This is a genomic window from Streptomyces sp. NPDC005141, assembly GCF_053599975.1.
The window spans coordinates 75,653-101,284 of sequence record NZ_JBSFYW010000001.1; the positions used below are offsets into that span (position 1 = coordinate 75,653).

Here is a 25,632-nt window from a genome sequence, read left to right on the forward strand (position 1 = left end):
CCGCGGCCCTACGCCAGCACGGCGAAGCCGTCGAGTTCGACCAGTGCCTCCTCGTCCCACAGGCGGGCGGCGCCGATGACGGCCATCGCGGGGTAGTCGCGGCCCGCCAGCCGGCGCCAGATGCGCCCGAGTTCGGGGGCGTGGACGCGGTAGTCGGCGACGTCGGTGGCGTAGACCGTGACCCGGGCGAGGTCGGCGGGAGCGCCGCCCGCCGCGCGCAGCGCGGTCAGCAGATTGGCCAGCGCCCGCTCGAACTGCAGGGGCAGGGTCTCCCCCACCACCTTCCCGTCGACGTCGAGCGCCGTCTGACCGGCCAGGAAGACGACGCGGGAGCCGGTGGCGACGACGGCGTGGGAGAAGCCGGTCGGCGGGGAGAGCTCGGGCGGGTTGACACGTTCGGCGGTCATGCGGACCCCGTTTCCTGTGGCTGCCCGGCCGTCCGGTACAACTCCTTGGCGATGACCGCCCGTTGGACCTCGCTGGCCCCCTCGTAGATGCGCGGCGCGCGCACCTCGCGGTAGAGGTGTTCGAGGAGATGGCCGCGGCGCAGTGCGCGGGCGCCGTGCAACTGGACCGCCGCGTCGACGACGTACTGGGCCGTCTCGGTCGCCAGCAGTTTCGCCATCGCCGCCCGCCGCGGCACGTCCGCGGCCCCCTCGTCGTACGCCGCCGCCGCCGCGTACACCATCAGGCGGGCCGCCTCGGTGCGCAGCGCCATCTCGGCGACCTGGTGGGCCACGGTCTGCAGGTCCTTCAGCGGACCGCCGAACGCCACGCGTCGCTTCGTGTGGGCGAGTGTCGCGTCCAGTGCGGCCTGCGCCATGCCGACGGCGAAGGCGCCCACGCTCGGCCGGAAGAGGTTGAGGGTGTGCATGGCGACCCGGAACCCGTGGTCGGGTTCGCCGAGGACATCGTCCGCCGTGACGGGTACGGCGTCGAGGGCGAGGGCGCCGATGGGGTGCGGGGAGAGCATGTCGAGCGGGGTGCCGGTGAGGCCGGGGCGGTCGGCGGGGACGAGGAACGCGGTGACGCCGCGGGCTCCGGCGTCGGGCGCGGTCCGCGCGAAGACGGTGTAGAAGTCGGCCTCGGGGGCGTTGGAGATCCAGCATTTCTCGCCGGTGAGCCGCCAGCCGCCGGAGCCGTCCTCGTCCGCCCGGAGCGCCAGCGCGGCCGCGTCGGAGCCGGCGCCGGGCTCGCTCAGCGCGAAGGCCGCCACGGCGGTGCCGTCCGCGACCCGGGGCAGCCAGTGCTCCCGCTGGACCGCGGTGCCGTACTCGTGGACCGGATGGGCGCCGAGCCCCTGGAGGGCCAGTGCCGTCTCGGCCTCGGTGCAGACCTGGGCCAGGGACTCGCGCATCAGGCAGAGATCCAGGGCGCCGGAGGTGAACAGGCGCGAGAGCAGGCCGAGTCGGCCGAGTTCGGCGACCAGCGGACGGTTGACGTGCCCCGCCTCGCCCTTGTCGGCCAGCGGGCGCAGACGGTCCGCGGCCAGCGTGCGCAGCTCGGCACACCAGGCGGTCTGCCCCGGATCGAGCGAGAATGCGGTCATTGCCCGTCCCCTCTCCCCATCGGACGCCGCCCACGTTATCGCGAACCGTTGACTGTCGTCACCAACACGATACGCTCCTCGTGCGAGCCCACCACGACGCCCACCAAGGCAAGGGGGCGAACCGCCATGGACACTGTGGATCCCGTGGATCCCGCAGACCCCTCGGTGCCGGCAGTCTCGGCCCACGTCGACACCTTCGCGCGTGACCACCTCCCGCCCCCCGAGCAGTGGCCCGAACTCCACTTCGACCTGCCCGGGCTGCGCTACCCCGTTCGGCTGAACTGCGCCGCCGAACTCCTCGCGGACACCGACCCCGGACGCCCGGTGTTCCGTACGCCGTCCGGCGACCCGTGGACGTACGGACAGCTGCGTGCCCGTGTCGACCGCATCGCCCATGTGCTGACCGGCGAGCTGGGCGTCGTCCCGGGCAACCGGGTGCTGCTGCGCGGCCCCACCACTCCGTGGCTGGCCGCCTGCTGGCTGGCGGTACTGAAGGCGGGCGCGGTCGCCGTCACGGTGCTCGCGCAGCAGCGGTCGCACGAACTGAGCACGATGTGCGGGATCGCGCGGGTCACGCACGCCCTGTGCGACATCCGCTCGGTCGACGACCTGGTCAAGGCGGAGATCCCCGGACTGCGGGTCACGACGTACGGCGGTGACGCCTCCGACGATCTGCTGCTGCGGATCACCGGCGCGCCGGACGAACCCTTCGACGCGGTGGACACGGCCGCCGACGACGTGGCGCTGATCGCGTTCACCTCGGGCACCACCGGACGGCCCAAGGGCTGTATGCACTTCCACCGCGATGTGCTGGCGATAGCGGACACCTTCTCGAAGCATGTGTTGCGACCACAGGAGGACGATGTCTTCGCGGGCAGCCCTCCCCTGGGTTTCACCTTCGGGCTGGGCGGTCTCGTCGTCTTCCCCCTGCGTGCCGGCGCCTGCTCCCTGCTGCTCGAACAGGCGGGCCCCAAGCAGCTGTTGCCCGCCATCGCCGAGCACCGCGTCTCCGTGCTGTTCACGGCGCCGACGGCCTACCGGGCGATGCTGGCGGAGCTCGACGACCACGACACCGGGTCGCTGCGGCGCTGCGTGTCCGCGGGCGAGAACCTGCCCGCGGCGACCTGGCGGGACTGGCACGGGCGCACCGGACTGCGCATCATCAACGGCATCGGCGCCACCGAGCTGCTGCACATCTTCATCTCCGCCGCCGACGGGCACATCCGCCCCGGCACGACGGGTCTCCCGGTGCCGGGGTGGCACGCGCGTGTGGTCGACGCCGACGGAGCGCCGGTGCCGGACGGCGAACCCGGGCTGCTCGCCGTGCGCGGCCCGGTCGGCTGCCGGTATCTCGCCGACCCGCGGCAGCGGGAGTACGTCCGCGGCGGCTGGAACATCACCGGCGACACCTATGTACGCGACCCCGACGGCTACTTCCGCTATGTGGCCCGCGCCGACGACATGATCATCTCGGCGGGGTACAACATCGCGGGCCCCGAGGTCGAGGACGCGCTGCTGCGGCACCCTGACGTGGTCGAGACGGCGGTCGTCGGGCGGCCCGACGAGACACGCGGGCAGGTCGTGGTGGCCTACGCGGTGCTCAAGGAGGGCGCCCGCCGGGACGCCGAGGCGCTGCGCGCCTTCCTCAAGTCCGAGCTGGCTCCGTACAAATGCCCCCGCGAGATCGTCTTCCTGGACGCGCTGCCGCGCACCGCCACGGGCAAACTCCAGCGGTTCCGGCTGCGCGCGGAGACCGGTGCTGACACACTGTCATCCTCCGCGCCCGAGGGTGACCTGTCCACCGGCGACGGCCCCAAGTGATCTTCGCGCACTAGAATGATCAACGTGTCAGAGCAGCACGCCCCCCGGTCCCTCATCGTCACCTTCTACGGCGCGTACGGCCGTTTCATGCCCGGCCCGGTGCCGGTCGCCGAGTTGATCCGGCTCCTCGCCGCGGTCGGCGTGGACGCGCCCTCGGTGCGGTCGTCGGTGTCCCGGCTCAAGCGCCGCGGGCTCCTGGAGCCGGCGCGCACCGCGGCGGGCGCGGCCGGATACGCGCTGTCGCCGGACGCACGGCAGCTGCTCGACGACGGCGACCGCAGGGTGTACGCGTCGGCGCCTCCCGAGGACGGCGGATGGGTGCTCGCCGTCTTCTCAGTACCGGAGTCGGAGCGGCAGAAGCGGCACATCCTGCGCTCGCGGCTCGCCGGTCTCGGCTTCGGCACGGCCGCCCCCGGGGTGTGGCTCGCCCCGGCGCGGCTGTACGAGGAGACCCGGCACACCCTGGAGCGGCTGCGGCTCGATCGGTACGTGGAGCTGTTCCGCGGCGAGCACCTGGGGTTCGCCGCGACGGCCGACGCGGTGGCGCGCTGGTGGGACCTGGCCGCCGTCGCCAAGGAGCACGAGGCGTTCCTCGGCCGGCACGCGCGCGTGCTGCACACCTGGGAGGGCCGCGCGGACACGCCGCCCGAGGAGGCCTACCGCGACTACCTGCTCGCCCTCGACTCCTGGCGCCACCTCCCCTACACCGACCCGGGACTGCCCGCCGCGCTGCTCCCCGAGGACTGGCCGGGCGCCCGCTCGGCCACCGTCTTCCGGGCCCTGCACGAGCGGCTGCGGGACGCGGGAGCGGAGTTCGCCGGAGTGGCCCCGTGGTCCGGACACCCACCGACGGGTGACCCGGCCGTGTGACCGGACCGTGTGAATCGGCCCTTGCGCCGGTCCGCCCTCACGTCCCCAAGGTGAGGCGGGGCCTGGGGGCGTCGGTGCGTCCGGTCTGGGGGCGTCGGCTGCCCGCGCGGTAGGGCATCGGCCAGCCGGCACCCGGCCCCTCGTAGCCCTGTTCGGCCGCCGCGTGCAGCGTCCAGTGCGGGTCGTAGAGGTGCGGACGGGCGAGCGCGCACAGGTCCGTCCGCCCCGCCAGGATCAGGGAGTTGACGTCGTCCCAGGAGGAGATCGCGCCGACGGTGATCACCGGGAGCCCGGTCTCGTGGCGGATCCGGTCGGCGTACGGCGTCTGGTACGAGCGGCCGTACTCGGGGTGCTCGTCCGCCACCACCTGGCCGGTCGACACGTCCACCGCGTCGGCGCCGTGCGCCGCGAAGGCCCGGGCGATCACCACCGCGTCGTCCCCGGTGGTGCCGCCCTCGGCCCAGTCGGTGGCGGAGATGCGCACGGTCATCGGACGCTCCGCCGGCCACACGGCCCGCACCGCGTCGAACACTTCGAGCGGGAAGCGCAGCCGCTTCTCCAGTGATCCGCCGTACGCGTCGGTGCGCAGGTTGGTCAGTGGCGAGAGGAAGCCGGAGAGCAAGTAGCCGTGGGCACAGTGCAGTTCGAGGAGGTCGAAGCCGCAACGCGCGGCGCGGCAGGCCGCCTCGGTGAACTGCTCGCGCAGATCGGTGAGTTGAGCGCGCGACAGCTCACGGGGTGTCTGGCTGTCCGGCTTGTACGGGAGGGGGGAGGCGGCCACGAGCGGCCAGTTGCCGTCCGCCAGGGGCTCGTCGATGCCCTCCCACATCAGCCGTGTCGAGCCCTTGCGGCCGGCGTGGCCGAGCTGGAGGCCGATCGCGGTGCCCGGTGCCTGCCGGTGCGTGAAGTCGACGATCCGCCGCCAGGAGTCGGCCTGTCGGGCCGTGTAGATGCCCGCGCACCCGGGTGTGATGCGGCCCTCCGCGCTGACGCACACCATCTCGGTCATCACCAGTCCGGCGCCGCCGAGAGCCCGCGCGCCCAGGTGGACGAGGTGGAAGTCGCCGGGGACGCCGTCCACGGCCGAGTACATGTCCATCGGCGAGACGACGACACGGTTGCGCAGGGTCAGGCCGCGGAGCCGGAACGGGGTGAACATCGGCGGAGTGCCGGGCGGACAGCGGAACTCCCGCTCGACCGCGGACACGAAGTGCGGATCGCGCAGCCGCAGGTTGTCGTGGGTGACGCGACGGCTGCGGGTGAGGAGGTTGAAGGCGAACTGCCGGGTGGGCTGGCCGAGATAGCGGTCGAGGTCCTCGAACCACTCCAGGCTGGCGCGGGCGGCCCGCTGCGTGGAGGCGACGACGGGGCGCCTCTCCTCCTCGTACGCCGCCAGGGCCTCCGCCGGCGACGGCCGCTCCTCAAGACAGGCGGCCAGCGCGAGGGCGTCCTCGACGGCGAGCTTGGTGCCGGAGCCGATGGAGAAGTGGGCGGTGTGGGCGGCATCGCCGAGCAGGACCAGATTGCCGTGCGACCAGCGGTCGTTGACGATCGTCCTGAATCGTGTCCACGCCGATCGGTTGGCCCGCAGCGGGCGTCCGCCGAGCGCGTCCGCGAAGATCTTGCCGCACCGCTCGACGGACTCCCGCTCGTCGAGATCCGCGAACCCCGCGGCCCGCCAGACCTCTTCGCGCATCTCGACGATGACGGTGGAGGCGTCGGCCGCATAGGGGTAGCCGTGCAGCTGCATCACGCCGTGCTCGGTCTCGGCGATCTCGAAGCGGAAGGCGTCGAAGGCGAAGTCGGCGGCGAGCCAGATGTAGCGGCAGCGGTGTTCCTCCACGGAGGGCCGGAACACCTCCGCGTACGCGGCGCGCGTGAGGCTGTGCACGCCGTCGGCGGCGACGACGAGGTCGTACTCCGCCATCAGACCGTCCACGGGCGGGGCCTCGGCCGTGAAGCGCAGGTCGACGCCCAACGAGCGGCAGCGTTCGTGCAGGATCTCCAGGAGCCGGCGCCTCCCGAGCGCGGCGAAGCCGTGGCCGCCGGAGGTGTGGCGCACCCCGCGGTGCACGATGTCGATGTCGTCCCAGCGGACGAACTCGGCCTGGAGCGCCGCGTACACGACCGGGTCGGCGTGCTCGATGCCGCCGAGGGTCTCGTCGGACAGGACGACGCCGAAACCGAAGGTGTCGTCCGGGGCGTTGCGTTCCCAGACGGTGATCTCGCGGGCCGGGTCGAGGCGTTTGAGCAGGGCCGCGGCATAGAGTCCACCGGGCCCGCCGCCGATCACGGCGACGCGCATCGCATCACCGCCCGCGCGCCCGGCCGCCACACGCCCAGCCCCCGTGCGTCCAGCCCCAGCAGGGCCTTCACGCCTGGCCCCCGCGCTGCCGTCGCTCCCGGCCCCCGGACTCTCTTCGCGGCTCTCGCCGTCGCTGTCCACCCGCATCCCGTGCTCACCTCCCCCGCCACTTCGGGGCCCGCTTCTCCGTGAAGGCCGCGTGGAACTCCGCGTAGTCCTCGCCGTTCATCAGCAGGGCCTGCGTCGCGGCGTCCAGCTCGACGGAGGCGGCGAGCGGCATGTCCAGTTCGGCGGTGAGCAGCGCCTTGGTCTGGGCGTACGCCAGGGCCGGACCCTCGGCGAGGCGGCGGGCCAGCGCCCGCGCGCCCTCGTCGGCGTGCCCCTCGTCGGTGAGTTCGCTGATCAGGCCGATGCGTTCGGCCTCGGGCGCCCGCACCGGCTCGCCGAGCATGAGCAGCCGCGTCGCGTGGCCGAGCCCGACCACCCGGGGCAGCAGATAGGCCGCGCCCATGTCGCCGCCGGACAGCCCGACGCGTGTGAAGAGGAAGGCGAAGCGTGCGCTCGGGTCCGCCACCCGGAAGTCGGCGGCCAGCGCCAGCACGGCTCCGGCGCCCGCCGCCACCCCGTGCACCGCCGCGATCACCGGGAACGGGCATTCGCGTACGGCCCGGACGACCTGCCCGGTCATCCGGTTGAAGTCGAGGAGCTGGGCGGTGTCCATGGCGAGGGTCGCGCCGATGATCTCGTCGACGTCGCCGCCGGAACAGAATCCGCGGCCCTCGCCGGCAAGGACCAGGGCACGGACGGACCGCTCGCGGGACAGCTCGGCCAGCAGGTCGCGCAGGTCGGCGTAGGCGCCGAAGGTGAGCGCGTTGAGTTTCTCGGGGCGGGCCAGGGTGACCGTGGCGACGCCGTCGGTGAGCTCGTACCTCAGATGCTGCCAGTCGGAGGTGCGGGTGGCGGAGCCGGTGAAGGGACTCATGACGTGCGGCCTCCTCGGGCGGGGGCGACGCTCTGTGGCTGTTCACCGAAGTTATCACTCATCTGTGACTGTCGTCACGGCCACGCGATACGACAGCCTCGCGAAGTGACGCACCGGCCATGAATCGTCATGTGCCGTGACGGTCGCAGGGCGTGAACCGCGGGGATCGCGAGGGATGAGGGGAGGGTCGCGCGGTGACCGTGGTCCGTCACCGCGTCACGGATCTTCGATAGGCGTGTAACGGCGGGAGCACACAGGGGAGGCGGGCCGTTCGCCTGGGTACACAGCCCCGTATCGGACCGAACGTCCCGAAAGGAGACAGCGGAACCCGGGGGACACACCGTCCGATGTCCAGAGAAAGCCCACCGAGCACGTTTGCCCGGTGTCGCCGTACCATTCCTAAGGTTGAAAGCAGGACCGCCTGCTCCATGAACGGACCCGCCTTGCACGACACCCCAGCACCCGCCTCCTGGCGCATCGCGCTGCCGCACACCGTCGCGGCCGTGCCCGTCGCCCGCGCCCTGGTCCGCACGGCACTCGCCGAGCGGGAACACGCGGCCGACAGCGACACCGCCGAGCTGCTCACCGCGGAGCTGGTCGCCAACGCCGTCGAGCACACCGCGGGCGACGGGCCCATAGAGCTGGTCGTGGAGCTGATGCCGACCGGCTGCCGGGTCGAGGTGCACGACCCCGACCCCGTTCCGCCCGTCGACCTCACGCTCCCGCACCCGCCCGGTGAACCCGACCCCTGGCAGGAGCACGGACGCGGCCTGCTGCTGCTCCGCGCCCTCAGCTCGTCCTGCGGACACCGCCCCACCGACTCCGGCAAGGCGGTCTGGTTCAGACTGCCCGTGGTTCCCGCCCAGCGGCGTCCGGTGCTGTAGCGGCCTCCGCGCCGGCACCGGCCTGTGCCAGCCGGGAATTGCGGCGCCCGTAGAGGACGTAAACCAGGGATCCGGCCGCGCGGAAACCGGCGAACTGGATCCAGGTCGTCCAACCGGTCTCGTACATCAGAGGAGCGACCGAGGCGATGGCGACGACCGCGCCGAAGGCGATCACTCCGCCGCCGATGAAGGGATGGCTCCGGGGCGCCGGACATCGTACGGAGAAAATCAGGCCAGCGTGGCGACCAGGATCGCCTTGATCGTGTGCAGCCGGTTCTCGGCCTGGTCGAAGACGACGGAGTGCGCCGACTCGAAGACCTCGTCGGTGACCTCCAGCGAGTCGAGGCCGTAGGTCGCGTGGATCTCGCGGCCGACCTTGGTCCCGAGGTCGTGGAAGGCCGGGAGGCAGTGCAGGAACCTGACGTCCGGGTTGCCGGTGGCGCGCAGCACGTCCATGGTCACGGCGTACGGGGAGAGGGCGCCGATGCGTTCGGCCCACACATCCTTGGGCTCGCCCATGGAGACCCAGACGTCGGTGGCCACGAAGTCGGCGCCCCGCACCCCCTCGGCGATGTGCTCGGTGAGAGTGATGCGGCCGCCGTTCTTCTCGGCGAGTTCGCGGGCCTGCGCGACGACCTCGTCGGCGGGCCAGTAGGCCTGCGGGGCGACTATCCGCACGTCCATGCCGAGCAGCGCGCCGGTGACCAGGTAGGAGTTGCCCATGTTGAAACGGGCGTCCCCCAGGTAGGAGAAGGCGATCTCGCCGATCGGCTTGGCGCAGTGCTCGGTCATCGTGAGGACGTCGGCCAGCATCTGGGTGGGGTGCCAGTCGTCGGTGAGGCCGTTGTAGACGGGCACTCCGGCGTACGCGGCCAGTTCCTCCACCGAGGCCTGGCTGTCGCCGCGGTACTCGATGGCATCGAACATGCGGCCGAGCACGCGCGCGGTGTCCTTCACGGACTCCTTGTGGCCGATCTGCGAGCCGGACGGGTCCAGATACGTCGTCGATGCACCCTGGTCCGCGGCCGCGACCTCGAAGGCGCAGCGCGTGCGCGTCGAGGTCTTCTCGAAGATCAGCGCGATGTTCCTGCCCCGCAGGTGCCGGGTCTCCGTCCCGGCCCCCTTGGCCGCCTTGAGCCCTGCGGCCAGCTCGACCAGACCGAGGAACTCCTCTCCCGTGAAGTCCAGCTCCTTGAGGAAGTGGCGGCCGGCGAGGGCGGTCGGGACTGTCGCCATGGGGGCACTCCAGGGATGACGGGACGAGGACGGGGACGGACGCTTGGAATTCTATACGACGCTCGACATTAATATGCGGTCTCCCGTTCGACTCTACGCGGGGCCCCTGCGCGCATCCCTATACGAAGCCCATACGGGCCCCGGCTGCTCGTACGGGACCCCGGCCCCCCTGCGGGCCCCGGCGCCCCACGGGAAGCCGGGCGCGGGGGCCCTCCGCGCGGGCCCTACACGGGATCCCGTTCGACGGGACAGCTCATACAGCGCGGGCCGCCCCTCCCCCGCCCCAGCTCGCTGCCCGGGATCTCGATCACCTCGATGCCCTGCTTGCGCAGATGGGTATTGGTGGTGGCGTTCCGCTCGTAGGCGATGACGACGCCCGGCTCTACGGCGAGGACGTTGCACCCGTCGTCCCACTGCTCCCGCTCGGCCGCGTGCACGTCCTGCGTGGCGGTCAGGACACGGATCTCGCCCAGGCCGAGCGCCGCGGCGATGGCACGGTGCATGTGCTCCGGGGGATGGTCGGTGACCTTCAGCTCCTTCTCCCCCACACCCGGCTCGATGGTGTAGGAGCGGAGCATGCCGAGCCCGGCGTACTGCGTGAAGATGTCGCCGTCGACCATCGTCATCACGGTGTCGAGGTGCATGAGCGCCCGCCGCTTGGGCATGTCGAGCGCCACGATGGTGGTCGCCGAGCCCGCCGCGAACAGCTTGTGCGCGAGCATCTCGACCGCCTGGGGCGTCGTGCGCTCGCTCATGCCGATGAGCACCGCGCCGTTGCCGATGACGAGGACGTCGCCGCCCTCGATGGTGGACGGGTAGTCCGCCTGCCCTTCCGACCAGAGGTTGAAGCCCTCGTCGCGGAAGAGGGGGTGATGCCGGTAGATCGCCTCGAAGTGCACGGTCTCGCGCTGCCGGGCCGGCCAGCGCATGGCGTTGATGGAGACCCCGTCGTAGATCCAGGCGGAGGTGTCGCGGGTGAAGAGGTGATTGGGCAGCGGCCGCAGGAGGAAGTCGTCGAGGTCCATGACGTGGAAGCGCACGGAGGTGGGCTCCGCGTGCTCGTCCAGGAACTCGCGCTTGGTCATGCCGCCGACGAGCGCGGACGCCAGCTCCGGGGCGGGCAGGGTCTCGAAGGCGGCCCGGAGATGGTCGGTGGCGAGCGGCCCGTACTCCTTCTCGTGGAAGACCCGGTCCAGGACGAGCGACCTGGCCGCCGGGATCGCCAGGGTCTCGGCGAGCAGGTCACCGAAGAGGTGGACGGTGACCCCGCGGTCGCGCAGCACGTCGGCGAACCCGTCGTGCTCCGCGCGCGCCCGGCGCACCCACAGGACGTCGTCGAAGAGCAGGGCGTCCTTGTTGCTGGGGGTGAGCCTTTTGAGCTCGAGATCAGGCCGGTGCAGGATGACGCGGCGCAGCCGCCCGGCCTCGGAGTCGACGTGGAATCCCATGTCTCCATCCTGACCATCCGGACGCGTGTTCACCCGTGGATCGGCCGAGACGCACCGCATTCATTTCGTCCCCTTGACGATAAGCGGACCCAGCCATTATCGTCTCACTGACGACAAAGAAGACGAGGAGCCGCCGGGACCGCCCGGCGCGAGGGGGACTTCATGGCCGACATCACGCGACGCCTCGGCTGGCGCCATCTGCGCGGGGCGCCGACCGCCCACGTCCGGCACCACCGGTCGGGACGCCTCGTCCACGACGGCCCCGGGCTCAGCTTCTGGTACCGCTCACTGACCGCCGCACTCTCCGAAGTCCCGGTCGACGACCGCGAGTTGGCGATGACCTTCCACGCCCGTACGTCCGACTTCCAGGACGTCGCGGTGCAGGCGACCGTCACCTACCGCGTCAGCGACCCCGCGGTCGCGGCCACCCGCCTCGACTTCTCCATCGACCCCGACACGGGCGCCTGGCGCGGCACCCCCCTCGAACAGCTGGGGTCGCTGCTGACCGAGACGGCCCAGCAGCACGCGCTCGACGTGCTGGCCCGTACGTCACTGGCGTCCGCCCTGGTCGACGGCGTCGCGGCGGTGCGGGAACGGATCGCGGGCGGCCTCGCCGCCGAACCCCGGCTGCCCGCGACCGGCATCGAGGTGGTCGCCGTGCGGGTCGTCGCCCTGCGCCCGGAGCCCGAGGTGGAACGGGCACTGCGCACCCCCGCCCGCGAGCAGATCCAGCAGGACGCGGACAAGGCGACGTACGAACGCCGGGCGGTCGCCGTCGAGCGGGAGCGGGCCATCGCCGAGAACGAACTCGCCAGTCAGATCGAACTCGCCCGGCGTGAGGAGCAGTTGGTCGACCAGCGCGGTACGAACGCGCGCCGCGAGGCCGAGGAACACGCGGCGGCGGACGCGGTGCGCGCCGGCGCGGAGGCGGCCCGCACGGTCCGGCTGGCCGAGGCGGAGGCCACCCGGAAGGTGCGGCTCGCCGAGGCGGAGGCGCAGGCGGAGCGCGAGGTCGGCGCGGCGCGGGCCGAGGCGCAGGAGGCCTGGCTGCGGGTGCACGGCGACGTGGACGTCGCCACGCTGCACGCCCTGACCGGCACCCGGCTCGCGGAGAACCTGCCGCGGATCGAAAGCGTCACGGTGTCGCCCGACGTCCTCACCGGGCTGCTCGCCAAGCTGGGCAACGGGGCCGCCGGGGACCCGGCGTGAGCCTCGCTCCCCGGGTCGTCCTCGTCCATCGGACCACCGAGTACGAGGAGTTGGTGGCCCGGCACGGCACGCACGGGCAGGCGGCGTTCTTCCTGTCCTCCCGCGGCCGGGACATCGCGGAGGTGGCCGAACGGCACCGGCGGTCCCGTGAGGCGCTCGCCGAGGTGGTGGCGGCCATTCCATTGACCTGGCGTCAGGCGCGTCTGGAGCGGGCCGACTTGGACCGATTCCTGTTCGCGCCGGAGGACGTGGTGGTCGTGGTCGGGCAGGACGGACTGGTCGCGAACGTCGCCAAGTACCTGGCGGGCCAGCCTGTGGTGGGCATCGACGCGGATCCCGGGCGCAATCCGGGCGTGCTGGTGCGGCACCGGCCCGGGGACGCCGGGGCGCTGCTCGCCTCGGCGCACGGGGGCGCAGCCGATGAGCTGACCATGGTCGAGGCGGTCGCGGACGACACGCAGCGGCTGGTCGCCCTCAACGAGATCTACCTGGGAGCCGCGGGCCATCAGACGGCCCGCTATCGGCTGGGGCTCGACGAGTACGGGGGTGCCGTCGAGCCCCAGGCGTCCTCCGGGGTGCTGGTGGGGACCGGGACCGGGGCCAGCGGCTGGCTCCGCTCGGTGTGGCAGGAGCGGGGCGGGGGGCTGCCGCTGCCGGGGCCCACGGACGAACGCCTGCTCTGGTTCGTCCGCGAGGCCTGGCCTTCGCCGGCCACCGGTACCTCGCTGGTGGCCGGTGAACTCACCGCGTCCGGGCGGCTGTCCCTCACCGTGGAGTCGGACCGGCTCATCGCGTTCGGGGACGGGATGGAGGGGGACGCCGTGGAGTTGATGTGGGGGCAGACCGTACGGGTGGGGGTGGCCGGGGTTCGGCTCCGGCTGGTGGGCTGAGGGGCCTGGCGGCCCCCAGCCCCAGCCGTCGCCGGCCCCCGCCGGGCCCCGGCGCCCCGGACGTCCCCTGACCGGGGGCGGGGAGGCGGCCGGGTGCGACCCGGTGGGGGTGTTCTCGTTCGGCTGCCGGCCGGTGGGGGTTGATCGCGCAGTTCCCCGCGCCCCTGTCGGGGCTGACCGGCCCGCACCGCGTGAGCAGTGCACCCCGGTCGGCCCACAACCCAAGAACTCGTTCGACTGCGGCCCGGCGGGGGCTGGGCGCGCGGTTCCCCGCGCCCCTGACGGGGCTGGGCGCGCGGTTTCCCGCGTCCCTGACGGGGCTGAGCGGTTCCCCGCGCCCCTGACGGGGCTGAGCGCGCGGTTCCCCGCGTCCCTGGCCAGGGGCTCCCCGCTACAAGCGGGGGTCGACCGGTTCGGATTCCAGGGAGAGGATGCCGAACACCGCCTCGTGGACGCGCCACAGGGGCTCGCCCTCGGCCAGGCGGTCCAGGGCTTCGAGGCCCAGGGCGTACTCCCGGACGGCCAGGGACCGCTTGTGGTTGAGGAAGCGGCCGCGGAGGCGGGTGAGGTTCTCCGGGCGGGTGTACTCGGGGCCGTAGATGATCCGCAGGTACTCGCGCCCCCGGCACTTGATGCCGGGCTGGACCAGCCGCCCGTTACCGCCGCGCACCACCGCACCGACCGGCTTCACGACCATGCCCTCGCCGCCGCGGCCGGTCATCTCCAGCCACCAGTCGATACCGGCCCGCACCGACTCCGGGTCACCGGTGTCGACGAAGAGCCGCCGGGTGGTGTGCAGCAGCCCGGTCCCGTCGTGCTCCACGAGCCGGTCGATCAGGGCGAGTTGTTCGTCGTGCGGCAGCGCGGCGAGACTCCGGCCCTGGACGGCCAGGATCTGGAAGGGCGCGAGACGGGCGCCGTCGAGGCCGTCCGTCGTCCAGCAGTAGCGCCGGTACGCGTCCGTGAACGCACCGGCGTCCGCGGCCCGTTCACGCTGGCGCGCCAGCAGCTCCGCCACGTCGACTCCGCGCGCAGCCGCCCCTTCGAGCGCGGTCAGCACTCCCGGGAAGACCGCGCCAGACGCGGCGCCGACAGCGGCGTACTGACTGCGCAGAAGCCCGGACGCCTTCAGCGACCACGGCATCAGCTCGGCGTCGAGCAGCACCCAGTCGGTGCCGAGCTCCTCCCACAGCCCGGCGGCGGTCATGGCCTCCCGCAGCCGCCCGAGGATCTCCTCGGTGACGGCGCCCTCGCCGAAGAAGGGGCGGCCGGTACGCGTGTAGAGCGACCCGGTGGGGCCGTCGACGCCGAACCGCTCGCGCGCCGTGCCCGCGTCGCGGCAGACCAGGGCCACCGCCCGCGACCCCATGTGCTTCTCCTCGCACACGACCCGGGCGACCCCGTCGTCCCGGTACTGGGCGAAGGCCTCGGCGGGGTGCTCCAGATAGCCTTCCACGTGCGAGGTCGCGGTGGGCGCCATGGTCGGCGGGAGGTACGGGAGCAGCCGGGGGTCCACCGCGAAGCGGCTCATGACCTCCAGGGCCGCCGCCGCGTTCTCCTCACGGACGGCCACCCGTCCGGCGTGCCGGGTCTCGACGGCCCTTCGGCCGTGCACGTCCGCGAGGTCCAGCGGACGGCCCTCGTGACCGCCCGGCGCCTCGGTCGCCAGCGGCTTGGCCGGTTCGTACCAGACCCGCTCGGCCGGTACGTCGACCAGCTCGCGCTCCGGCCAGCGCAGCGCGGTGAGCTTGCCGCCGAAGACGGCACCGGTGTCCAGGCAGATGGTGTTGTTGAGCCAGGTGGCCGTGGGAACCGGGGTGTGCCCGTACACCACCGCCGCGCGGCCCCGGTAGTCCTCCGCCCACGGGTAGCGCACGGGCAGCCCGAACTCGTCGGTCTCCCCCGTCGTGTCGCCGTACAGCGCGTGCGAGCGCACCCGGCCCGAGGTGCGGCCGTGGTACTTCTCGGGCAGGCCGGCGTGGCAGACGACGAGCCGCCCTCCGTCGAGGACATAGTGGCTGACCAGCCCGTCGACGAACTCCCGTACCGTGGCCCGGAATTCGTCGCTCTCCCGGTCCAGCTGCTCGATGGTCTCGGCCAGTCCGTGGCTGTGCTGGACCTTGCGGCCCTTGAGGTAGCGGCCGAGCTTGTTCTCGTGGTTGCCGGGCACGCACAGGGCGTTGCCCGAGCCGACCATGGACATCACCCGGCGCAGCACCCCGGGCGAGTCCGGGCCGCGGTCGACGAGGTCGCCGACGAAGACGGCCGTACGGCCCTCGGGGTGTGCGCCGTCGACATAGCCGAGCTCGCCGAGCAGGGCCTCCAACTCCGAGGCGCAGCCGTGGATGTCGCCGACGATGTCGAACGGGCCGGTGAGGTGGGTCAGGTCGTTGAACCGCTTCTCGGTCACCACCGACGCGTTCTCGATGTCCTCGACACCCCGCAGGACGTGCACCTTGCGGAATCCCTCACGCTCCAAGTGCCTGAGGGAACGCCGCAGTTCGCGGGTGTGGCGCTGGATGACGCGGCGCGGCATCTCCGCGCGGTCGGTGCGCGCCGCGTTGCGCTCGGCGCAGATCTCCTCGGGCACGTCGAGCACGACGGCGATGGGCAGCACGTCGTACTTCCTGGCGAGTTCGATCAGCCCGCGGCGGCTCTCCTGCTGCACGCTGGTCGCGTCGACGACGGTCCTGCGGCCGGCCGCGAGCCGCTTGCCCGCGATGTAGTGCAGCACGTCGAAGGCGTCGCCGCTGGCGCTCTGGTCGTTCTCGTCGTCGGCGACCAGGCCCCGGCAGAAGTCGCTGGAGATGATCTCCGTCGGCTTGAAGTGCCGTCGGGCGAAGGTCGACTTGCCGGAACCCGACGCGCCGATCAGCACCACGAGGGAGAGGTCGGTCACGGGCAGCACACGCCCCTGGTAGGTCTCGTCGCTCATGCCGCCTTCTCCTCCTTCTTCGCGATCGTGTCGGCTGTGGCCAGGGTGAAGACGGCCATCTGGGTCGGCGGGCCGACCTCGGGGTCGTCGAGGCCGACGGGGGTGAACTCCACGTCGTAGCCGTGCCGTCCGGCCACCTCGCGGGCCCACGAACGGAACTCCTCGCGGGTCCATTCGAAGCGGTGGTCGCCGTGCCGGGAGTGTCCGGCCGGCAGGGTCTCCCAGCGGACGTTGTACTCGACGTTCGGGGTCGTCACGAGGACGGTCCGGGGGCGCGCGGAGCCGAACACCGCGTACTCCAGGGCGGGCAGCCGGGGCAGGTCGAGGTGCTCGATGACCTCGCTGAGCACGGCGGCGTCGTATCCCTTGAGCCGGCGGTCGGTGTAGGCGAGCGAGCCCTGGAAGAGCTGGACGCGCGCGGCCTGCCGCTCGCCCATGCGGTCCAGCTTGAGCCGGCGCGAGGCGATGGTGAGCGCGCGTATCGACACGTCGACACCGACGATCTCGGTGAACCGGGTGTCCTTGAGCAGCGCCTGCACCAACTGGCCCTGTCCGCAGCCGAGGTCGAGGACCCGGCTCGCGCCGGACGCGTGCAGCGCGGTGAGGATCGCGTCCCGGCGCAGGACGGCGAGCGGCACCGGCTTCTCCTCGGTGTCGCTCTCCTCGTCGACCGCGTTGTCGATCTCCTCGACCTCGGTGTCGTCGGTCTCGGCGAGCCGGACGAGTTCGAGCCGCTCCATGGCCTCCCGCGTCAGCGACCAACGCCGGGAGAGATAGCGGCTGGTGATCAGCTTGTGCTCGGGGTGGTCGGGCAGCCAGCCCTCGCCCGCCCGCAGCAGCTTGTCGACCTCGTCGGAGGACACCCAGTAGTGCTTGGCGTCGTCGAGCACCGGGAGCAGCACATAGAGGTGCCGCAGGGCCTCGGCGAGCGTCAGCCCCTCCGCCGCCAGTTCCAGGCGTACGTATCGGGAGTCGCCCCACTCCGGGAACCGCTCGTCCAGCGGTACGGCCTCGACCGTGACCGTCCAGCCCAGCGGTTCGAAGAGCCCGCGGACGAGGTCGGCACCGCCGCGTGCGGGCAGCGCGGGCACCTCGATGCGCAGGGGTCTGGCCTCGGCCGGCAGCTCGGGCCTGGCGGCGCACTGGCCCTTCATCGCGCTGGAGAAGACGCCGCTCAGCGCCACGGCGAGCAGCGAGGACGCGGCGTACGGACGGTCGTTGACGTACTGCGCGAGCGCCGCGTCGGGGGCGCCGCCGCGCCCCTTGCCCTTGCCTCGCCGGACCAGCGCCACCGCGTCGACTTCGAGCAGCAGCGCGGCCGTGCACCGCTCGACGGTCGCCTCGGGGTACAGCACATGCGCCGTGCCGTAGGAGGTCGAGAACGTCTGCGCCCTGTCGGGATGCTTGTGCAGCAGGAAACCGAGATCGGTCGCGGGGCGCTCTGGGGTACCGGTGGTACTGATCGTCAGGAACACAGTGGGTCTGCCTCGAAACGTCTGCTGAGCTGCGGAAACCCACCGGGGCGGCCGACGTGTGCACCAGGGTGCACCGCGCCGGCGCCGATGGGCCACAGCGGTGGGCGAGCGCGCCTCGGTCGTCGCCGCTCCCGGCTCGCTCCCGGCAAGCGCAGCCGTGGCCACGCCGCGCCGCGGTCGACCGCAGGGGCGACGCCTGTTCTCGGCGCGCCCCCACAACGTACAGGCGGACACCCCAGGCGGACCCGGGGTTTTTCGCCGCCTCGGAGGGCGGGCGGCCGGGGTCAGCCGGACGTCCGCGCCCCCTGGTGCGGGGCGTCGCCGTGCCCGTTCAGGCCCGCGCTGTCGAGCAGGGTGGCGGCGGTCGCGACGGCGACGCCGTCCAGGCCCACACCCTGCATGACGGCCCGGACGCTCGATCCGTCGAAGGCGACGGTCAGCTGGCGGGCGAGCAGCGCGGGATCCGCGACTCCGCCGCGCTCCGCCTCCGCCCGGAAGAACGCGGTCAACGCGTCCTTGCAGCGGCGTGCCACCAGGCTCGCGGGGTGATCCGGCGCCTTCAGCTCCGCGGTCACGGCCACGAAGGGGCAGCCGCGGAAGTCCGGGCGGTCGGCGAGCTCTTCGAGGCGCTCGAAGACGTGCAGGACGCGCGCACGCGGCGACCGCTCGTCCTCGGCGGGCAGCAGGAACGCCTGGTAGGCGGGCGCGCTGCGTTCCAGGCTCGCCGCCAGGACCCCGTCCTTGCTGTCGAACAGCTGGTACATCGAGCGCTTGGACACCCCGGCCACCCGGCACAGCGCCTCGACGCCGACACCGACGCCCTCGCGGTAGAAGAGCTCGGCCGCGGCGTCGAGCAGCCGGTCGCGGGTCGAGGCGCCGGCGGTCGCGGTCGATGTCGATGTCGCCTGTGTCATGGGCCCAGCGTACGTTCTCCGATTGCGCTTGGAAACCGATCGGTTTACAGTCGATGGAAACCGATCGGTTTCCACGTATTTCCAAGAGGAGAAGATCATGACCAGCATCGAAGGTTCGGTCGCGCTCGTGACGGGCGGCAGCCGCGGCATCGGCAAGTCCCTGGTGGAAGCCCTCTACGAACGCGGCGCCCGGAAGGTCTACGCGACGGCCCGCGACCCGCGGACCGTCACCCACCCCGACGCGGTGCCGCTGGCACTGGAGGTCACCGACCCGGCATCGGTCGCGGCCGCCGCCGCGCAGGCCCAGGACGTCACACTCCTGATCAACAACGCCGGCGCCACGGCCTCCACCTCCTTCCTCGACTCCCCCGTCGAGGACATACGGCGCGAGTTCGACATCAACTTCTTCGGGCCGCTGCTCACCACCCGGGCCTTCGTCCCGGTCCTGGAGCACAACGGCGACGGGCACATCCTGACCGTCCACTCGGTGCTGTCGTGGGTGACGGTCCCCGGGACGGACGGCTACAGCGCCGCGAAGGCCGCCCTGTGGTCCCAGAGCAACGCCCTGCGCCTGGAGCTCCAGCCGCGCGGCATCAAGGTCACCGGGCTGCACGTCGGCTACGTCGACACCGACCTGACCGCGGGCCTCGACGTGTCCAAGATCTCCGCGCACAGCGTCGCCGAGCAGGCTCTCGACGGCATCGAGACGGACGCCCACGAGGTCCTCGCGGACGCGATCACCCGCCAGGTCAAGGCCGGCCTCTCCGGCGAACTGAGCGCTCTGTATCCCCAGCTCGCCGGGCAGAGGTAGTCCGCCCCTCCCCCGCAGGCCTCGTCGGCGGAACCGGCCGAGCCTGCGGAGCCACTCGGCCAGGGAGGCCGCGGGGCGTCGAGGGCTCCGCCGCCGAGCGGGGAGCGCGGTGCGGCACGCGCGGCTCTGCACGGACGCCCCCGCCCGCCTCGCCGCCCCGCCCGCCTCGCCGCCCCGCCCGCCTCGCCGTGCCTCGCCCAGACCCTTCCCGATCGGGAAAGGTGTGACAGCGGTTCGGCGCGGGGCGCCTGTTGTGACCGGCGCATGATGGATACATGGATCTTCGAGTCTTCACAGAACCGCAGCAAGGCGCGACCTACGAGACGCTGCTCCGCGTCGCCAAGGCCGCCGAAGACCTCCATTACGGAGCCTTCTTCCGTTCTGATCACTATGTGCACATGGGATCCGTCGACGGACTCCCCGGTCCCACCGACGCCTGGATCACCCTGGCCGGCATCGCCCGCGAGACGAGCCGAATCCGCCTGGGCACCCTGATGACTGCGGGAACCTTTCGCCTCCCCGGCGTCCTCGCCATCCAGGTCGCGCAGGTCGACCAGATGTCGGGCGGCCGGGTGGAACTCGGTCTGGGCGCCGGCTGGTACGAGGCCGAGCACACGGCGTACGGCATTCCGTTCCCGAAGGAGAAGTTCGGCCGGCTGGAGGAGCAACTGGCCGTCATCACCGGGCTGTGGGCCACGCCGGTCGGCGAGCGGTTCACCTTCGACGGGACGTACTACCAGCTCAAGGACTCGCCCGCGCTGCCCAAGCCCGCGCAGTCGAAGGTGCCGGTCCTGATCGGCGGCCACGGGGCCAAACGGACCCCGGCCCTCGCCGCGCGCTACGCGGACGAGTTCAACATCCCGTTCGCCTCCGTCGCGGACACGGAGCAGCAGTTCGGCCGGGTGCGCGCGGCCTTGCAGCAGGCCGGGCGCGAGACCGGCGAACTCGTCTACTCCAACGCCCTGGTGGCCTGTGTCGGCCGGACCGACGGCGAGGTGAGGCGACGGGCGGACGCCATCGGGCGCGATGTCGACGAGCTGAAGGCGAACGGGCTCGCGGGGTCTCCCGCGGAGGTCGTCGAACGGATCGCCCAGTACCAGGCGGTGGGTTCCCAGCGGATGTATCTCCAGATGCTCGACCTCGACGACCTGGACCAACTGGACCTGATCGCCTCCGAGGTGACACCACAGCTCGACTGAGCGGTCGGACCTCACGGACGGTTCGGTCGTCGGTCGGCCGGTTGGCTTGCGCGGTGGCGGTGGTGGAGGCGGTGGCGGCCGGGTGGCTTGCGGAGGCGGTCGGTTCGCCTGCCGTGGCGGAGGCGGTCGGTTCGCCCGGCGACGGCGATCAGTGGCCTGCCGCGGTGGATACGGTCGGTTCGCCCTGCGACGGCGATCAGTTGGCCTGCCCTGGCGGGGGCGGTCGGTTCGCCCGGCGACGGCGATCAGTCGGCCTGCCAGTCGCGGGGGCAGCCAGTTCGCCTACGCGGAGGTGGTCAGTTCGCCTGCGCGGGAGGCGGTCGGTTCGCCTACGTGGAGGAGGCCGGTCCGCCTGTGCGGAGGAGGCCGGTCGGACGGTGGTGACGGCGCAGGTTCGGCGGCAGCGCCCGCTCGCCTACCCCGCGGCCGAGCCCCTCTCCACCACTCGCTTCTCGTCCCGCACCGCGAGCCGTCTCAGCATCTCCAGGACACGGTCACGGGACTCGTCCGCCGCGTCGATCGCCTCCATGCACTGCCAGTAGGTCCCCTCGTCGTCGGCCGCGCAGGCTATGCCGACCAGGGCTATGCCGACCTCGCCCAGAAGGCCGCCGAGGCAGAGCAGGCACTCGCGCGCGTCGCCCAGCTCGGTGAGCTGGGCGGCGCGTAAGGCGTCGAGTCCGAGGGCAGGGTTGCCGAGCACTCCGCAGCCCCGGCCCGCCAGCTCGGTCAGACCGAGGGCCTCGCCGCGGAGTTCGGGAGGGCCGGACACGGCCAGCCGGCTGCCGATCGCCTGAGCCAGGGAATGCGCCTGCCACGCTTCCGCCATCACCTCCGGAGCGTCACCGCTCTCCGCCAGGGCCCGTCTGCTCGCCACGATGAGCCGCACCGCTTCCATGCGCTGCCCCCGTCTGTCCGACGCACTCTCGCACGTCCGCCCGAACTCCCTTGTTCACTACCCAGAGTGAAGTCCCTTGAGACGGAAAGCCAGAGGAAGCCCGAAATCTGTGGACACGGAATTGCATCGGGACAACTCGCCGACTCCGGAGAGTGATGGATTTCTCTTTTTGGACCCTGTGACGGTCGAGACGTCAGGGGCTCTCCGGTGCCGGGAACCTCCGCTCGTTCCGGTCGATCTTCGCTTCGAGGGCGGCGAGCGGGTCGATGCCCAGCACCTCGCAGAACTGGAGCAGATACGCGAGGACGTCCGCGATCTCGTCGGTGACGCGGTGCGCGGTGTCCTTGTCGTCCATGACGCGGGCCGACTCCTCCGGCGTCAACCACTGGAAGATCTCGACGAGTTCGGAGGCCTCCACGCTCAGCGCGGCGGCCAGGTTCTTCGGGGTGTGGTAGGGCTGCCAGTTCCGCGCGGCCGCGAACTCGGCCAGTCTGCGCTGCAGCGTCGCTACGTCCAGTTCACTCACGGCGTCAGGTCTACCACCGTTGCCCCGGCCGCCCCGTACGCCTGAGCCCCGTCGCTCACCGTGCCCACCAGCCGGATGTGTCCCCGCTCGCACATCCGCGTCGCCAGCCGCACCAGTTCCCCGGTCTGGCGGGCGTCCAGCCCGCGGTCGAAGCCGTCGGCCAGGACCGTCAGCGACTGGTACGCGGCCGGAACCTCGCCCGCCGGATCGACCTCCAGGACGCCGGGCCCGGTGAGCAGTACCAGGGCCAGCGCGAGATACCGCAGCTCACCGTCCCCCAGCAGCCCGAGCGGCGTACGGACCCCGTCGCCGCGGTCGAGGAGGGCGCGGACCATGCCGCCACTGAGCAGCTCGGCCAGCACGTCGGTGACCGGACCCGCGCAGCCGGAGCGGACCGCCGCGACCAGGAGGGCGTAACGGTGGCCGCATTCCGACCGCGTGCGCCACAGCACGTCGGCGAGGTTGCCGCAGTCCCGAAGGAGCCGCCCGGAGCCGAGCGGTACGGGCGCCCGCATGGAGTCCGGGCTCGGGTCGCAGACGTAGACGGAACGCAGTGCGAGCACCATCTGCTCTGCGGCTGCGAGGACTTGGCACTCGCCGGCGGTGCGGCCCGCGACCCGCAGGGGCAGCAGCGCGGTGCCGAGGCGGTCGTCGGGCAGCGGGACCCTGGTCACCACGGCGGAACCCCCGGTGTGCCAGGCCGCCTGGACGGACGGGCGGCCCGGGTCGCGCAGCGCCGTCTCCAGCAGGGTCCGCCCGCCCGCCGACAACCGCTCGCCCACGACGCGCAGTTCGGGTTCGGCCTGGACGGCGACATCGAGCCGGACCGGGCCTTCGGGTCCGTCCACCGTGCAGCCGATGCGGAAGCCCCGGCGGTGCTGGTCGTCGGGCCGGGACCGCTCGGGCACGCAGGTGACCGGGTCCGGGAACACCTCCCGGAGCTCGGCACCGGCACCGAGCCGCGCCAGCGCCTCGTAGGCCCGCAGGGCGGCCGTCTTGCCGCTGCCGCTGGGGCCGGTGACGAGGGTGAGCGGTCCGAGCGGGAACCGGACGCGGCGATGGGTGGCGAAGGCGGCGAGCCGCAGCTCGGTCACGCCCGGACGGCCGGGGCGCGCCTCCGCCGCCGTGGGGGCTTCCGGCGAGGACAGGGTCATATGCGGACGGTAGGCCTCCACCACGAGGTGAACCGTTACACCCGGGGTACCTTCCTACGATCGAGGGAAGGGACCGGCCGATCCCGCGGCCGGGAACTCCGCCGGGCGGCTGACGCGGGCCCCCTGTTCGCGGGTGCGTGTCCCGGACGCTCGGCCACCAGAGCCCACTGGCCGGTCCCGCCGCGCGGACCCTTCCCCCGGTGCCGCGGGAACCCCTCGTCGGCCCTCGCCGCCATGAGGCTTCGCCTTCGCCCGGCTCCCTGCCGCGGAGTCAGAGTCCGGGGACTCCCACCCCCTCCATCAGCCCCCGCACCTCGGTCCCCGGCGGCGTCAGCAGGAACACGTTCCGGTCGACCCGGTGCATGCCGCTCGCGAGGCCGAAGACCACCCCCGTACTGAAGTCCAGGACCCGCTTGGCGACATCGGTCTCCGCGCCGGTCAGGTCGAGGAGGACCGGGATGCCGGACATCAGCGTCTCGGCGACATCGCGGGCGTCCGCGAACACATTGACCCTCAGGACCACGAAGCGGCGCCGCGTCTCGGTCTCGGCCTCGGGCATCGACCGGTGGCGGACCGCCGAGGGCCAGGCATCCCGGCCGCGCAACGGAACGACCTGGGCGAGCCCTTCCCACTGTTCATCGGTGACGTCGTGGCCGTTCATCGATCCACCCCGTCCTGGCTCGCACTCGTTGTCTGCACCGGGCAATTCTTACGCATGGTCACCCGTTCGGCCCAACAGCGACACGGTCCGCGACACGGTCTGAGGGACGGCGCGTGCGGCAAGCTACGCGTAACCGTCCATATCCATCACGCCGCACAGCAATCGAGGCCTCCCCCATGAGCCTGAGCATCCGCAATCAACTCCCCGGCACCGTCACGTCCGTCACCCCGGGTGAGGTGATGGCGACGGTGAAGGTCCGGCTCGATGCCGGACAGGAGATCACCGCGGCCGTCACCGTGGAGGCCGTACAGGAGCTCGGCCTGGCGTCCGGCTCCACCGTGCGGGCCCTGGTCAAGGCGACCGAGGTGTCCCTGGCGACCTCTCCGGTCACCGGCGTGAGCATCCGCAACCAGCTGCCGGGCACGGTCACCGACGTCGCCTCCGGCGGTGCCATGGCCCGCGTCAAGGTCCAGATCGCGGGCGGCGAGCTGACGTCCGCGATCACCAAGGACGCCGTCACGGAACTGGGCCTCTCGGCGGGTTCCGAGGTCGTCGCGCTCATCAAGTCCACCGAGGTGTCGCTGTCCAACGCCTGACTCGCCCGTCTCGCTCGACTCGCTCGACTCGCCCGATTTGACTGACCCGCCTGACCCGCCTGACCCGCCTGACCCGCCTGACCCGCCTGACGGTCGGCGGGCCGCTCCCGCTCGCCCCGCACCCGCACCCGCACCCGGCGACGATCAGCGCCTGCACCTGTTCGGCGGCTACGGATACGTGCTGGAATATCCCATCGCCCGGCTGTACGCGGAAGCGCGCAACACCCGGATCCATGCCGGGACCAGCGAGGTCATGAAGGTCATCATCGCCAATCCCCGGGACTGTGATGTCGGAGACGCCGGACTTCTCGCATCAGGCGGATTTCGCCCGTCGGAAGGGTGTCGCGTTCGTGGCGGGCGGCACCGGCGGTATCGGCGCCGCGATCGTACGGACGCTCGCCGAGCGGGGCAGCGACGTGGCGTTCACGTACCGCTCCAGCCGGGCGGCGGCCGAGTCGCTCGCCGGGGAGATCGCGGAGGAGTTCGCGGAACGGGGCCGCCGTGTCATGGCACTGCGGCTCGACCTGGGCGAGGAGGAGGCCGTCGCCGCCGCCGTGTCGGAGACTGCCGCGGCGTTCGGCGGCCTGCACACCCTCGTCCACGCGGCCGGCCCGCATGTGCCGATGGTGCATCTGAGCAAGGTCACACCGAGCCGGTACCGCGCCCAACTCGACGCGGACGCAGGGGGTTTCTTCACTCTGGTGCACCCCGCGCTGCCCCTGCTGCGGGAGAGCCGGGGCAGTGTCGTCGCCGTCACCACCGTCGCCACCCGCCGGTTCCCCGTCCGTGACGGTCTCTCCTCCGGCACCAAGGGGGCGGTCGAGGCGGTCGCGCGCGCCCTGGCCGCCGAGGAGGGGCGCTACGGCGTCCGCGTGAACTGCGTCGGGCCCGGCATGCTGACCGACGGCATCGCCGCCCGGCTGATCCGTTCCGGCGAACTCGACGACGCGGCACTGGAGATCACCCGTCGCAACATCCCGCTGCGCCGCTTCGGTGCCGCGAGGGACATCGCCGAGGCCGTCGCGTTCCTGGCCTCGGACCGCGCGGGCTTCATCACCGGACAGGCGCTGGGGGTGGACGGCGGGTACAGCGTGTAGGGCTCCCCGGCCCGGCCGCCCGCATCGCCCGGGGCCCCCGGCCCCCGTACCGACGAGCCCGTCCGTCCCCTCGTACGACCGGACGCGCCCCCACCAGCCCCCACTCGGCGGCCCGCGTCCGGGCCGCGCCGGTCCGGTCCGCGCCGGTCCGCACCGATCCGGTCGGCGCCGGTCC

At 72.4% G+C, this 25,632-nt stretch carries 22 protein-coding genes and 2 pseudogenes; 10 read left to right on the forward strand and 14 right to left on the reverse strand.

From position 1 onward, the window contains the following. Positions 1-8: 8 nt before the first annotated feature. Complete coding sequence (locus ACWD68_RS00300) at positions 9-407, reverse strand: RidA family protein (RefSeq protein WP_451804035.1); 399 nt, start codon at positions 405-407, stop codon at positions 9-11. Next, positions 404-1,549 carry an acyl-CoA dehydrogenase family protein gene (locus tag ACWD68_RS00305; protein WP_451804037.1) on the reverse strand — a complete coding sequence of 382 codons (1,146 nt, stop codon included), beginning with the start codon at positions 1,547-1,549 and terminating at the stop codon, positions 404-406. The genes ACWD68_RS00300 and ACWD68_RS00305 overlap by 4 nt, the downstream gene beginning before the upstream one ends. A 126-nt stretch (positions 1,550-1,675) precedes the next feature. Between ACWD68_RS00305 and ACWD68_RS00310 the strand changes: the two genes are divergently transcribed. Together ACWD68_RS00310 and ACWD68_RS00315 are read left to right on the forward strand one after the other, a co-directional pair. Then, positions 1,676-3,370, forward strand: coding sequence for an AMP-binding protein (locus tag ACWD68_RS00310; protein WP_451804039.1), 1,695 nt, complete (start codon positions 1,676-1,678; stop codon positions 3,368-3,370). Between the two features lie 15 nt (positions 3,371-3,385). Continuing rightward, the gene (locus ACWD68_RS00315; RefSeq protein ID WP_451804041.1) at positions 3,386-4,240 is read left to right on the forward strand and encodes a PaaX family transcriptional regulator; all 855 of its coding nucleotides are present in this window, start codon (positions 3,386-3,388) and stop codon (positions 4,238-4,240) included. A gap of 37 nt (positions 4,241-4,277) precedes the next feature. Here ACWD68_RS00315 and ACWD68_RS00320 read toward each other — a convergent pair whose 3' ends face one another. Further along, positions 4,278-6,545, reverse strand: coding sequence for a bifunctional salicylyl-CoA 5-hydroxylase/oxidoreductase (locus ACWD68_RS00320; protein WP_451804043.1), 2,268 nt, complete (start codon positions 6,543-6,545; stop codon positions 4,278-4,280). Between the two features lie 154 nt (positions 6,546-6,699). After that, complete coding sequence (locus ACWD68_RS00325; RefSeq protein ID WP_266763504.1) at positions 6,700-7,527, reverse strand: enoyl-CoA hydratase family protein; 828 nt, start codon at positions 7,525-7,527, stop codon at positions 6,700-6,702. Positions 7,528-7,955: 428 nt separating this feature from the next. On the opposite strand from ACWD68_RS00325, the gene ACWD68_RS00330 reads away from it, so the two are divergent. After that, positions 7,956-8,411 carry an ATP-binding protein gene (locus ACWD68_RS00330; protein WP_451804045.1) on the forward strand — a complete coding sequence of 152 codons (456 nt, stop codon included), beginning with the start codon at positions 7,956-7,958 and terminating at the stop codon, positions 8,409-8,411. On the opposite strand, the pseudogene ACWD68_RS00335 reads toward ACWD68_RS00330, so the two are convergent. The 3 genes and pseudogenes from ACWD68_RS00335 to ACWD68_RS00345 form a co-directional block, all read right to left on the reverse strand. Continuing rightward, a pseudogene (locus tag ACWD68_RS00335) lies at positions 8,368-8,598 on the reverse strand (amino acid permease C-terminal domain-containing protein); the annotation flags it as partial. The gene ACWD68_RS00330 and the pseudogene ACWD68_RS00335 sit on opposite strands and share 44 nt — an antisense overlap. Before the next feature lie 41 nt (positions 8,599-8,639). Then, positions 8,640-9,647 carry an ornithine carbamoyltransferase gene (gene argF / locus ACWD68_RS00340; RefSeq protein WP_451804047.1) on the reverse strand — a complete coding sequence of 336 codons (1,008 nt, stop codon included), beginning with the start codon at positions 9,645-9,647 and terminating at the stop codon, positions 8,640-8,642. 224 nt (positions 9,648-9,871) lie between these two features. Beyond that, positions 9,872-11,095, reverse strand: coding sequence for an arginine deiminase (locus ACWD68_RS00345; protein WP_451804049.1), 1,224 nt, complete (start codon positions 11,093-11,095; stop codon positions 9,872-9,874). Positions 11,096-11,257: 162 nt separating this feature from the next. Here ACWD68_RS00345 and ACWD68_RS00350 point away from each other — a divergent pair, with 162 nt between their 5' ends. Together ACWD68_RS00350 and ACWD68_RS00355 are read left to right on the forward strand one after the other, a co-directional pair. Next, on the forward strand, positions 11,258-12,304 hold the full coding sequence (locus ACWD68_RS00350; protein ID WP_451804051.1) for an SPFH domain-containing protein: 1,047 nt from the start codon (positions 11,258-11,260) through the stop codon (positions 12,302-12,304). Beyond that, positions 12,301-13,194, forward strand: a complete 894-nt coding sequence (locus ACWD68_RS00355; protein ID WP_451804053.1) for a hypothetical protein — start codon at positions 12,301-12,303, stop codon at positions 13,192-13,194. The genes ACWD68_RS00350 and ACWD68_RS00355 overlap by 4 nt, the downstream gene beginning before the upstream one ends. 391 nt (positions 13,195-13,585) lie before the next feature. Here the strand turns inward: ACWD68_RS00355 and ACWD68_RS00360 are convergent, their stop codons facing one another. The 3 genes from ACWD68_RS00360 to ACWD68_RS00370 form a co-directional block, all read right to left on the reverse strand. Next, positions 13,586-16,129: a polynucleotide kinase-phosphatase gene (locus ACWD68_RS00360; RefSeq protein ID WP_451804055.1), complete on the reverse strand. Its 2,544-nt coding sequence runs from the start codon at positions 16,127-16,129 to the stop codon at positions 13,586-13,588. Continuing rightward, positions 16,126-17,604: a 3' terminal RNA ribose 2'-O-methyltransferase Hen1 gene (locus ACWD68_RS00365; protein ID WP_451804057.1), complete on the reverse strand. Its 1,479-nt coding sequence runs from the start codon at positions 17,602-17,604 to the stop codon at positions 16,126-16,128. The genes ACWD68_RS00360 and ACWD68_RS00365 overlap by 4 nt, the downstream gene beginning before the upstream one ends. 284 nt (positions 17,605-17,888) lie before the next feature. After that, positions 17,889-18,518 carry a TetR/AcrR family transcriptional regulator gene (locus ACWD68_RS00370; protein ID WP_451804059.1) on the reverse strand — a complete coding sequence of 210 codons (630 nt, stop codon included), beginning with the start codon at positions 18,516-18,518 and terminating at the stop codon, positions 17,889-17,891. 97 nt (positions 18,519-18,615) lie between these two features. Between ACWD68_RS00370 and ACWD68_RS00375 the strand changes: the two genes are divergently transcribed. Further along, positions 18,616-19,329, forward strand: coding sequence for an SDR family oxidoreductase (locus ACWD68_RS00375; RefSeq protein WP_451804061.1), 714 nt, complete (start codon positions 18,616-18,618; stop codon positions 19,327-19,329). 275 nt (positions 19,330-19,604) lie between these two features. Continuing rightward, positions 19,605-20,528 (forward strand): LLM class F420-dependent oxidoreductase, encoded by a 924-nt coding sequence (locus tag ACWD68_RS00380; RefSeq protein ID WP_451804063.1) that lies wholly within the window; start codon positions 19,605-19,607, stop codon positions 20,526-20,528. Positions 20,529-20,943: 415 nt separating this feature from the next. Here the strand turns inward: ACWD68_RS00380 and ACWD68_RS00385 are convergent, their stop codons facing one another. From ACWD68_RS00385 to ACWD68_RS00400, 4 genes are all read right to left on the reverse strand, one after another. After that, complete coding sequence (locus tag ACWD68_RS00385) at positions 20,944-21,423, reverse strand: DUF6099 family protein (RefSeq protein WP_451804065.1); 480 nt, start codon at positions 21,421-21,423, stop codon at positions 20,944-20,946. Positions 21,424-21,616: 193 nt separating this feature from the next. Continuing rightward, on the reverse strand, positions 21,617-21,949 hold the full coding sequence (locus tag ACWD68_RS00390) for a nucleotide pyrophosphohydrolase (protein WP_451804067.1): 333 nt from the start codon (positions 21,947-21,949) through the stop codon (positions 21,617-21,619). Further along, positions 21,946-23,103 (reverse strand): AAA family ATPase, encoded by a 1,158-nt coding sequence (locus ACWD68_RS00395; protein WP_451804069.1) that lies wholly within the window; start codon positions 23,101-23,103, stop codon positions 21,946-21,948. Before ACWD68_RS00395 ends, ACWD68_RS00390 begins: the two co-directional genes overlap by 4 nt. A gap of 271 nt (positions 23,104-23,374) precedes the next feature. Then, the gene (locus tag ACWD68_RS00400; RefSeq protein ID WP_385703741.1) at positions 23,375-23,764 is read right to left on the reverse strand and encodes a cell division protein SepF; all 390 of its coding nucleotides are present in this window, start codon (positions 23,762-23,764) and stop codon (positions 23,375-23,377) included. Positions 23,765-23,940: 176 nt separating this feature from the next. Between ACWD68_RS00400 and ACWD68_RS00405 the strand changes: the two genes are divergently transcribed. The 3 genes and pseudogenes from ACWD68_RS00405 (at position 23,941) to ACWD68_RS00415 (ending at position 25,457) form a co-directional block, all read left to right on the forward strand. Then, positions 23,941-24,360 (forward strand): TOBE domain-containing protein, encoded by a 420-nt coding sequence (locus ACWD68_RS00405; RefSeq protein ID WP_451804071.1) that lies wholly within the window; start codon positions 23,941-23,943, stop codon positions 24,358-24,360. Between the two features lie 142 nt (positions 24,361-24,502). After that, a pseudogene (locus ACWD68_RS00410) lies at positions 24,503-24,631 on the forward strand (acyl-CoA dehydrogenase family protein); the annotation flags it as partial. A 16-nt stretch (positions 24,632-24,647) separates the two neighbouring features. Next, the gene (locus ACWD68_RS00415; protein ID WP_451804073.1) at positions 24,648-25,457 is read left to right on the forward strand and encodes an SDR family NAD(P)-dependent oxidoreductase; all 810 of its coding nucleotides are present in this window, start codon (positions 24,648-24,650) and stop codon (positions 25,455-25,457) included. Positions 25,458-25,632: the final 175 nt, after the last annotated feature.

Excerpts from the sequence above, each read along its gene's own strand:
- ACWD68_RS00300 (WP_451804035.1), bottom strand. The coding sequence starts at position 407 with ATGACCGCCGAACGTGTCAACCCGCCCGAGCTCTCCCCGCCGACCGGC.
- ACWD68_RS00305 (WP_451804037.1), bottom strand. The coding sequence starts at position 1,549 with ATGACCGCATTCTCGCTCGATCCGGGGCAGACCGCCTGGTGTGCCGAG.
- ACWD68_RS00310 (WP_451804039.1), top strand. The coding sequence starts at position 1,676 with ATGGACACTGTGGATCCCGTGGATCCCGCAGACCCCTCGGTGCCGGCA.
- ACWD68_RS00315 (WP_451804041.1), top strand. The coding sequence starts at position 3,386 with ATGATCAACGTGTCAGAGCAGCACGCCCCCCGGTCCCTCATCGTCACC.
- ACWD68_RS00320 (WP_451804043.1), bottom strand. The coding sequence starts at position 6,545 with ATGCGCGTCGCCGTGATCGGCGGCGGGCCCGGTGGACTCTATGCCGCG.
- ACWD68_RS00325 (WP_266763504.1), bottom strand. The coding sequence starts at position 7,527 with ATGAGTCCCTTCACCGGCTCCGCCACCCGCACCTCCGACTGGCAGCAT.
- ACWD68_RS00330 (WP_451804045.1), top strand. The coding sequence starts at position 7,956 with ATGAACGGACCCGCCTTGCACGACACCCCAGCACCCGCCTCCTGGCGC.
- argF (WP_451804047.1), bottom strand. The coding sequence starts at position 9,647 with ATGGCGACAGTCCCGACCGCCCTCGCCGGCCGCCACTTCCTCAAGGAG.
- ACWD68_RS00345 (WP_451804049.1), bottom strand. The coding sequence starts at position 11,095 with ATGGGATTCCACGTCGACTCCGAGGCCGGGCGGCTGCGCCGCGTCATC.
- ACWD68_RS00350 (WP_451804051.1), top strand. The coding sequence starts at position 11,258 with ATGGCCGACATCACGCGACGCCTCGGCTGGCGCCATCTGCGCGGGGCG.
- ACWD68_RS00360 (WP_451804055.1), bottom strand. The coding sequence starts at position 16,129 with ATGAGCGACGAGACCTACCAGGGGCGTGTGCTGCCCGTGACCGACCTC.
- ACWD68_RS00370 (WP_451804059.1), bottom strand. The coding sequence starts at position 18,518 with ATGACACAGGCGACATCGACATCGACCGCGACCGCCGGCGCCTCGACC.
- ACWD68_RS00375 (WP_451804061.1), top strand. The coding sequence starts at position 18,616 with ATGACCAGCATCGAAGGTTCGGTCGCGCTCGTGACGGGCGGCAGCCGC.
- ACWD68_RS00380 (WP_451804063.1), top strand. The coding sequence starts at position 19,605 with ATGGATCTTCGAGTCTTCACAGAACCGCAGCAAGGCGCGACCTACGAG.
- ACWD68_RS00385 (WP_451804065.1), bottom strand. The coding sequence starts at position 21,423 with ATGGAAGCGGTGCGGCTCATCGTGGCGAGCAGACGGGCCCTGGCGGAG.
- ACWD68_RS00395 (WP_451804069.1), bottom strand. The coding sequence starts at position 23,103 with ATGACCCTGTCCTCGCCGGAAGCCCCCACGGCGGCGGAGGCGCGCCCC.
- ACWD68_RS00400 (WP_385703741.1), bottom strand. The coding sequence starts at position 23,764 with ATGAACGGCCACGACGTCACCGATGAACAGTGGGAAGGGCTCGCCCAG.
- ACWD68_RS00405 (WP_451804071.1), top strand. The coding sequence starts at position 23,941 with ATGAGCCTGAGCATCCGCAATCAACTCCCCGGCACCGTCACGTCCGTC.
- ACWD68_RS00415 (WP_451804073.1), top strand. The coding sequence starts at position 24,648 with ATGTCGGAGACGCCGGACTTCTCGCATCAGGCGGATTTCGCCCGTCGG.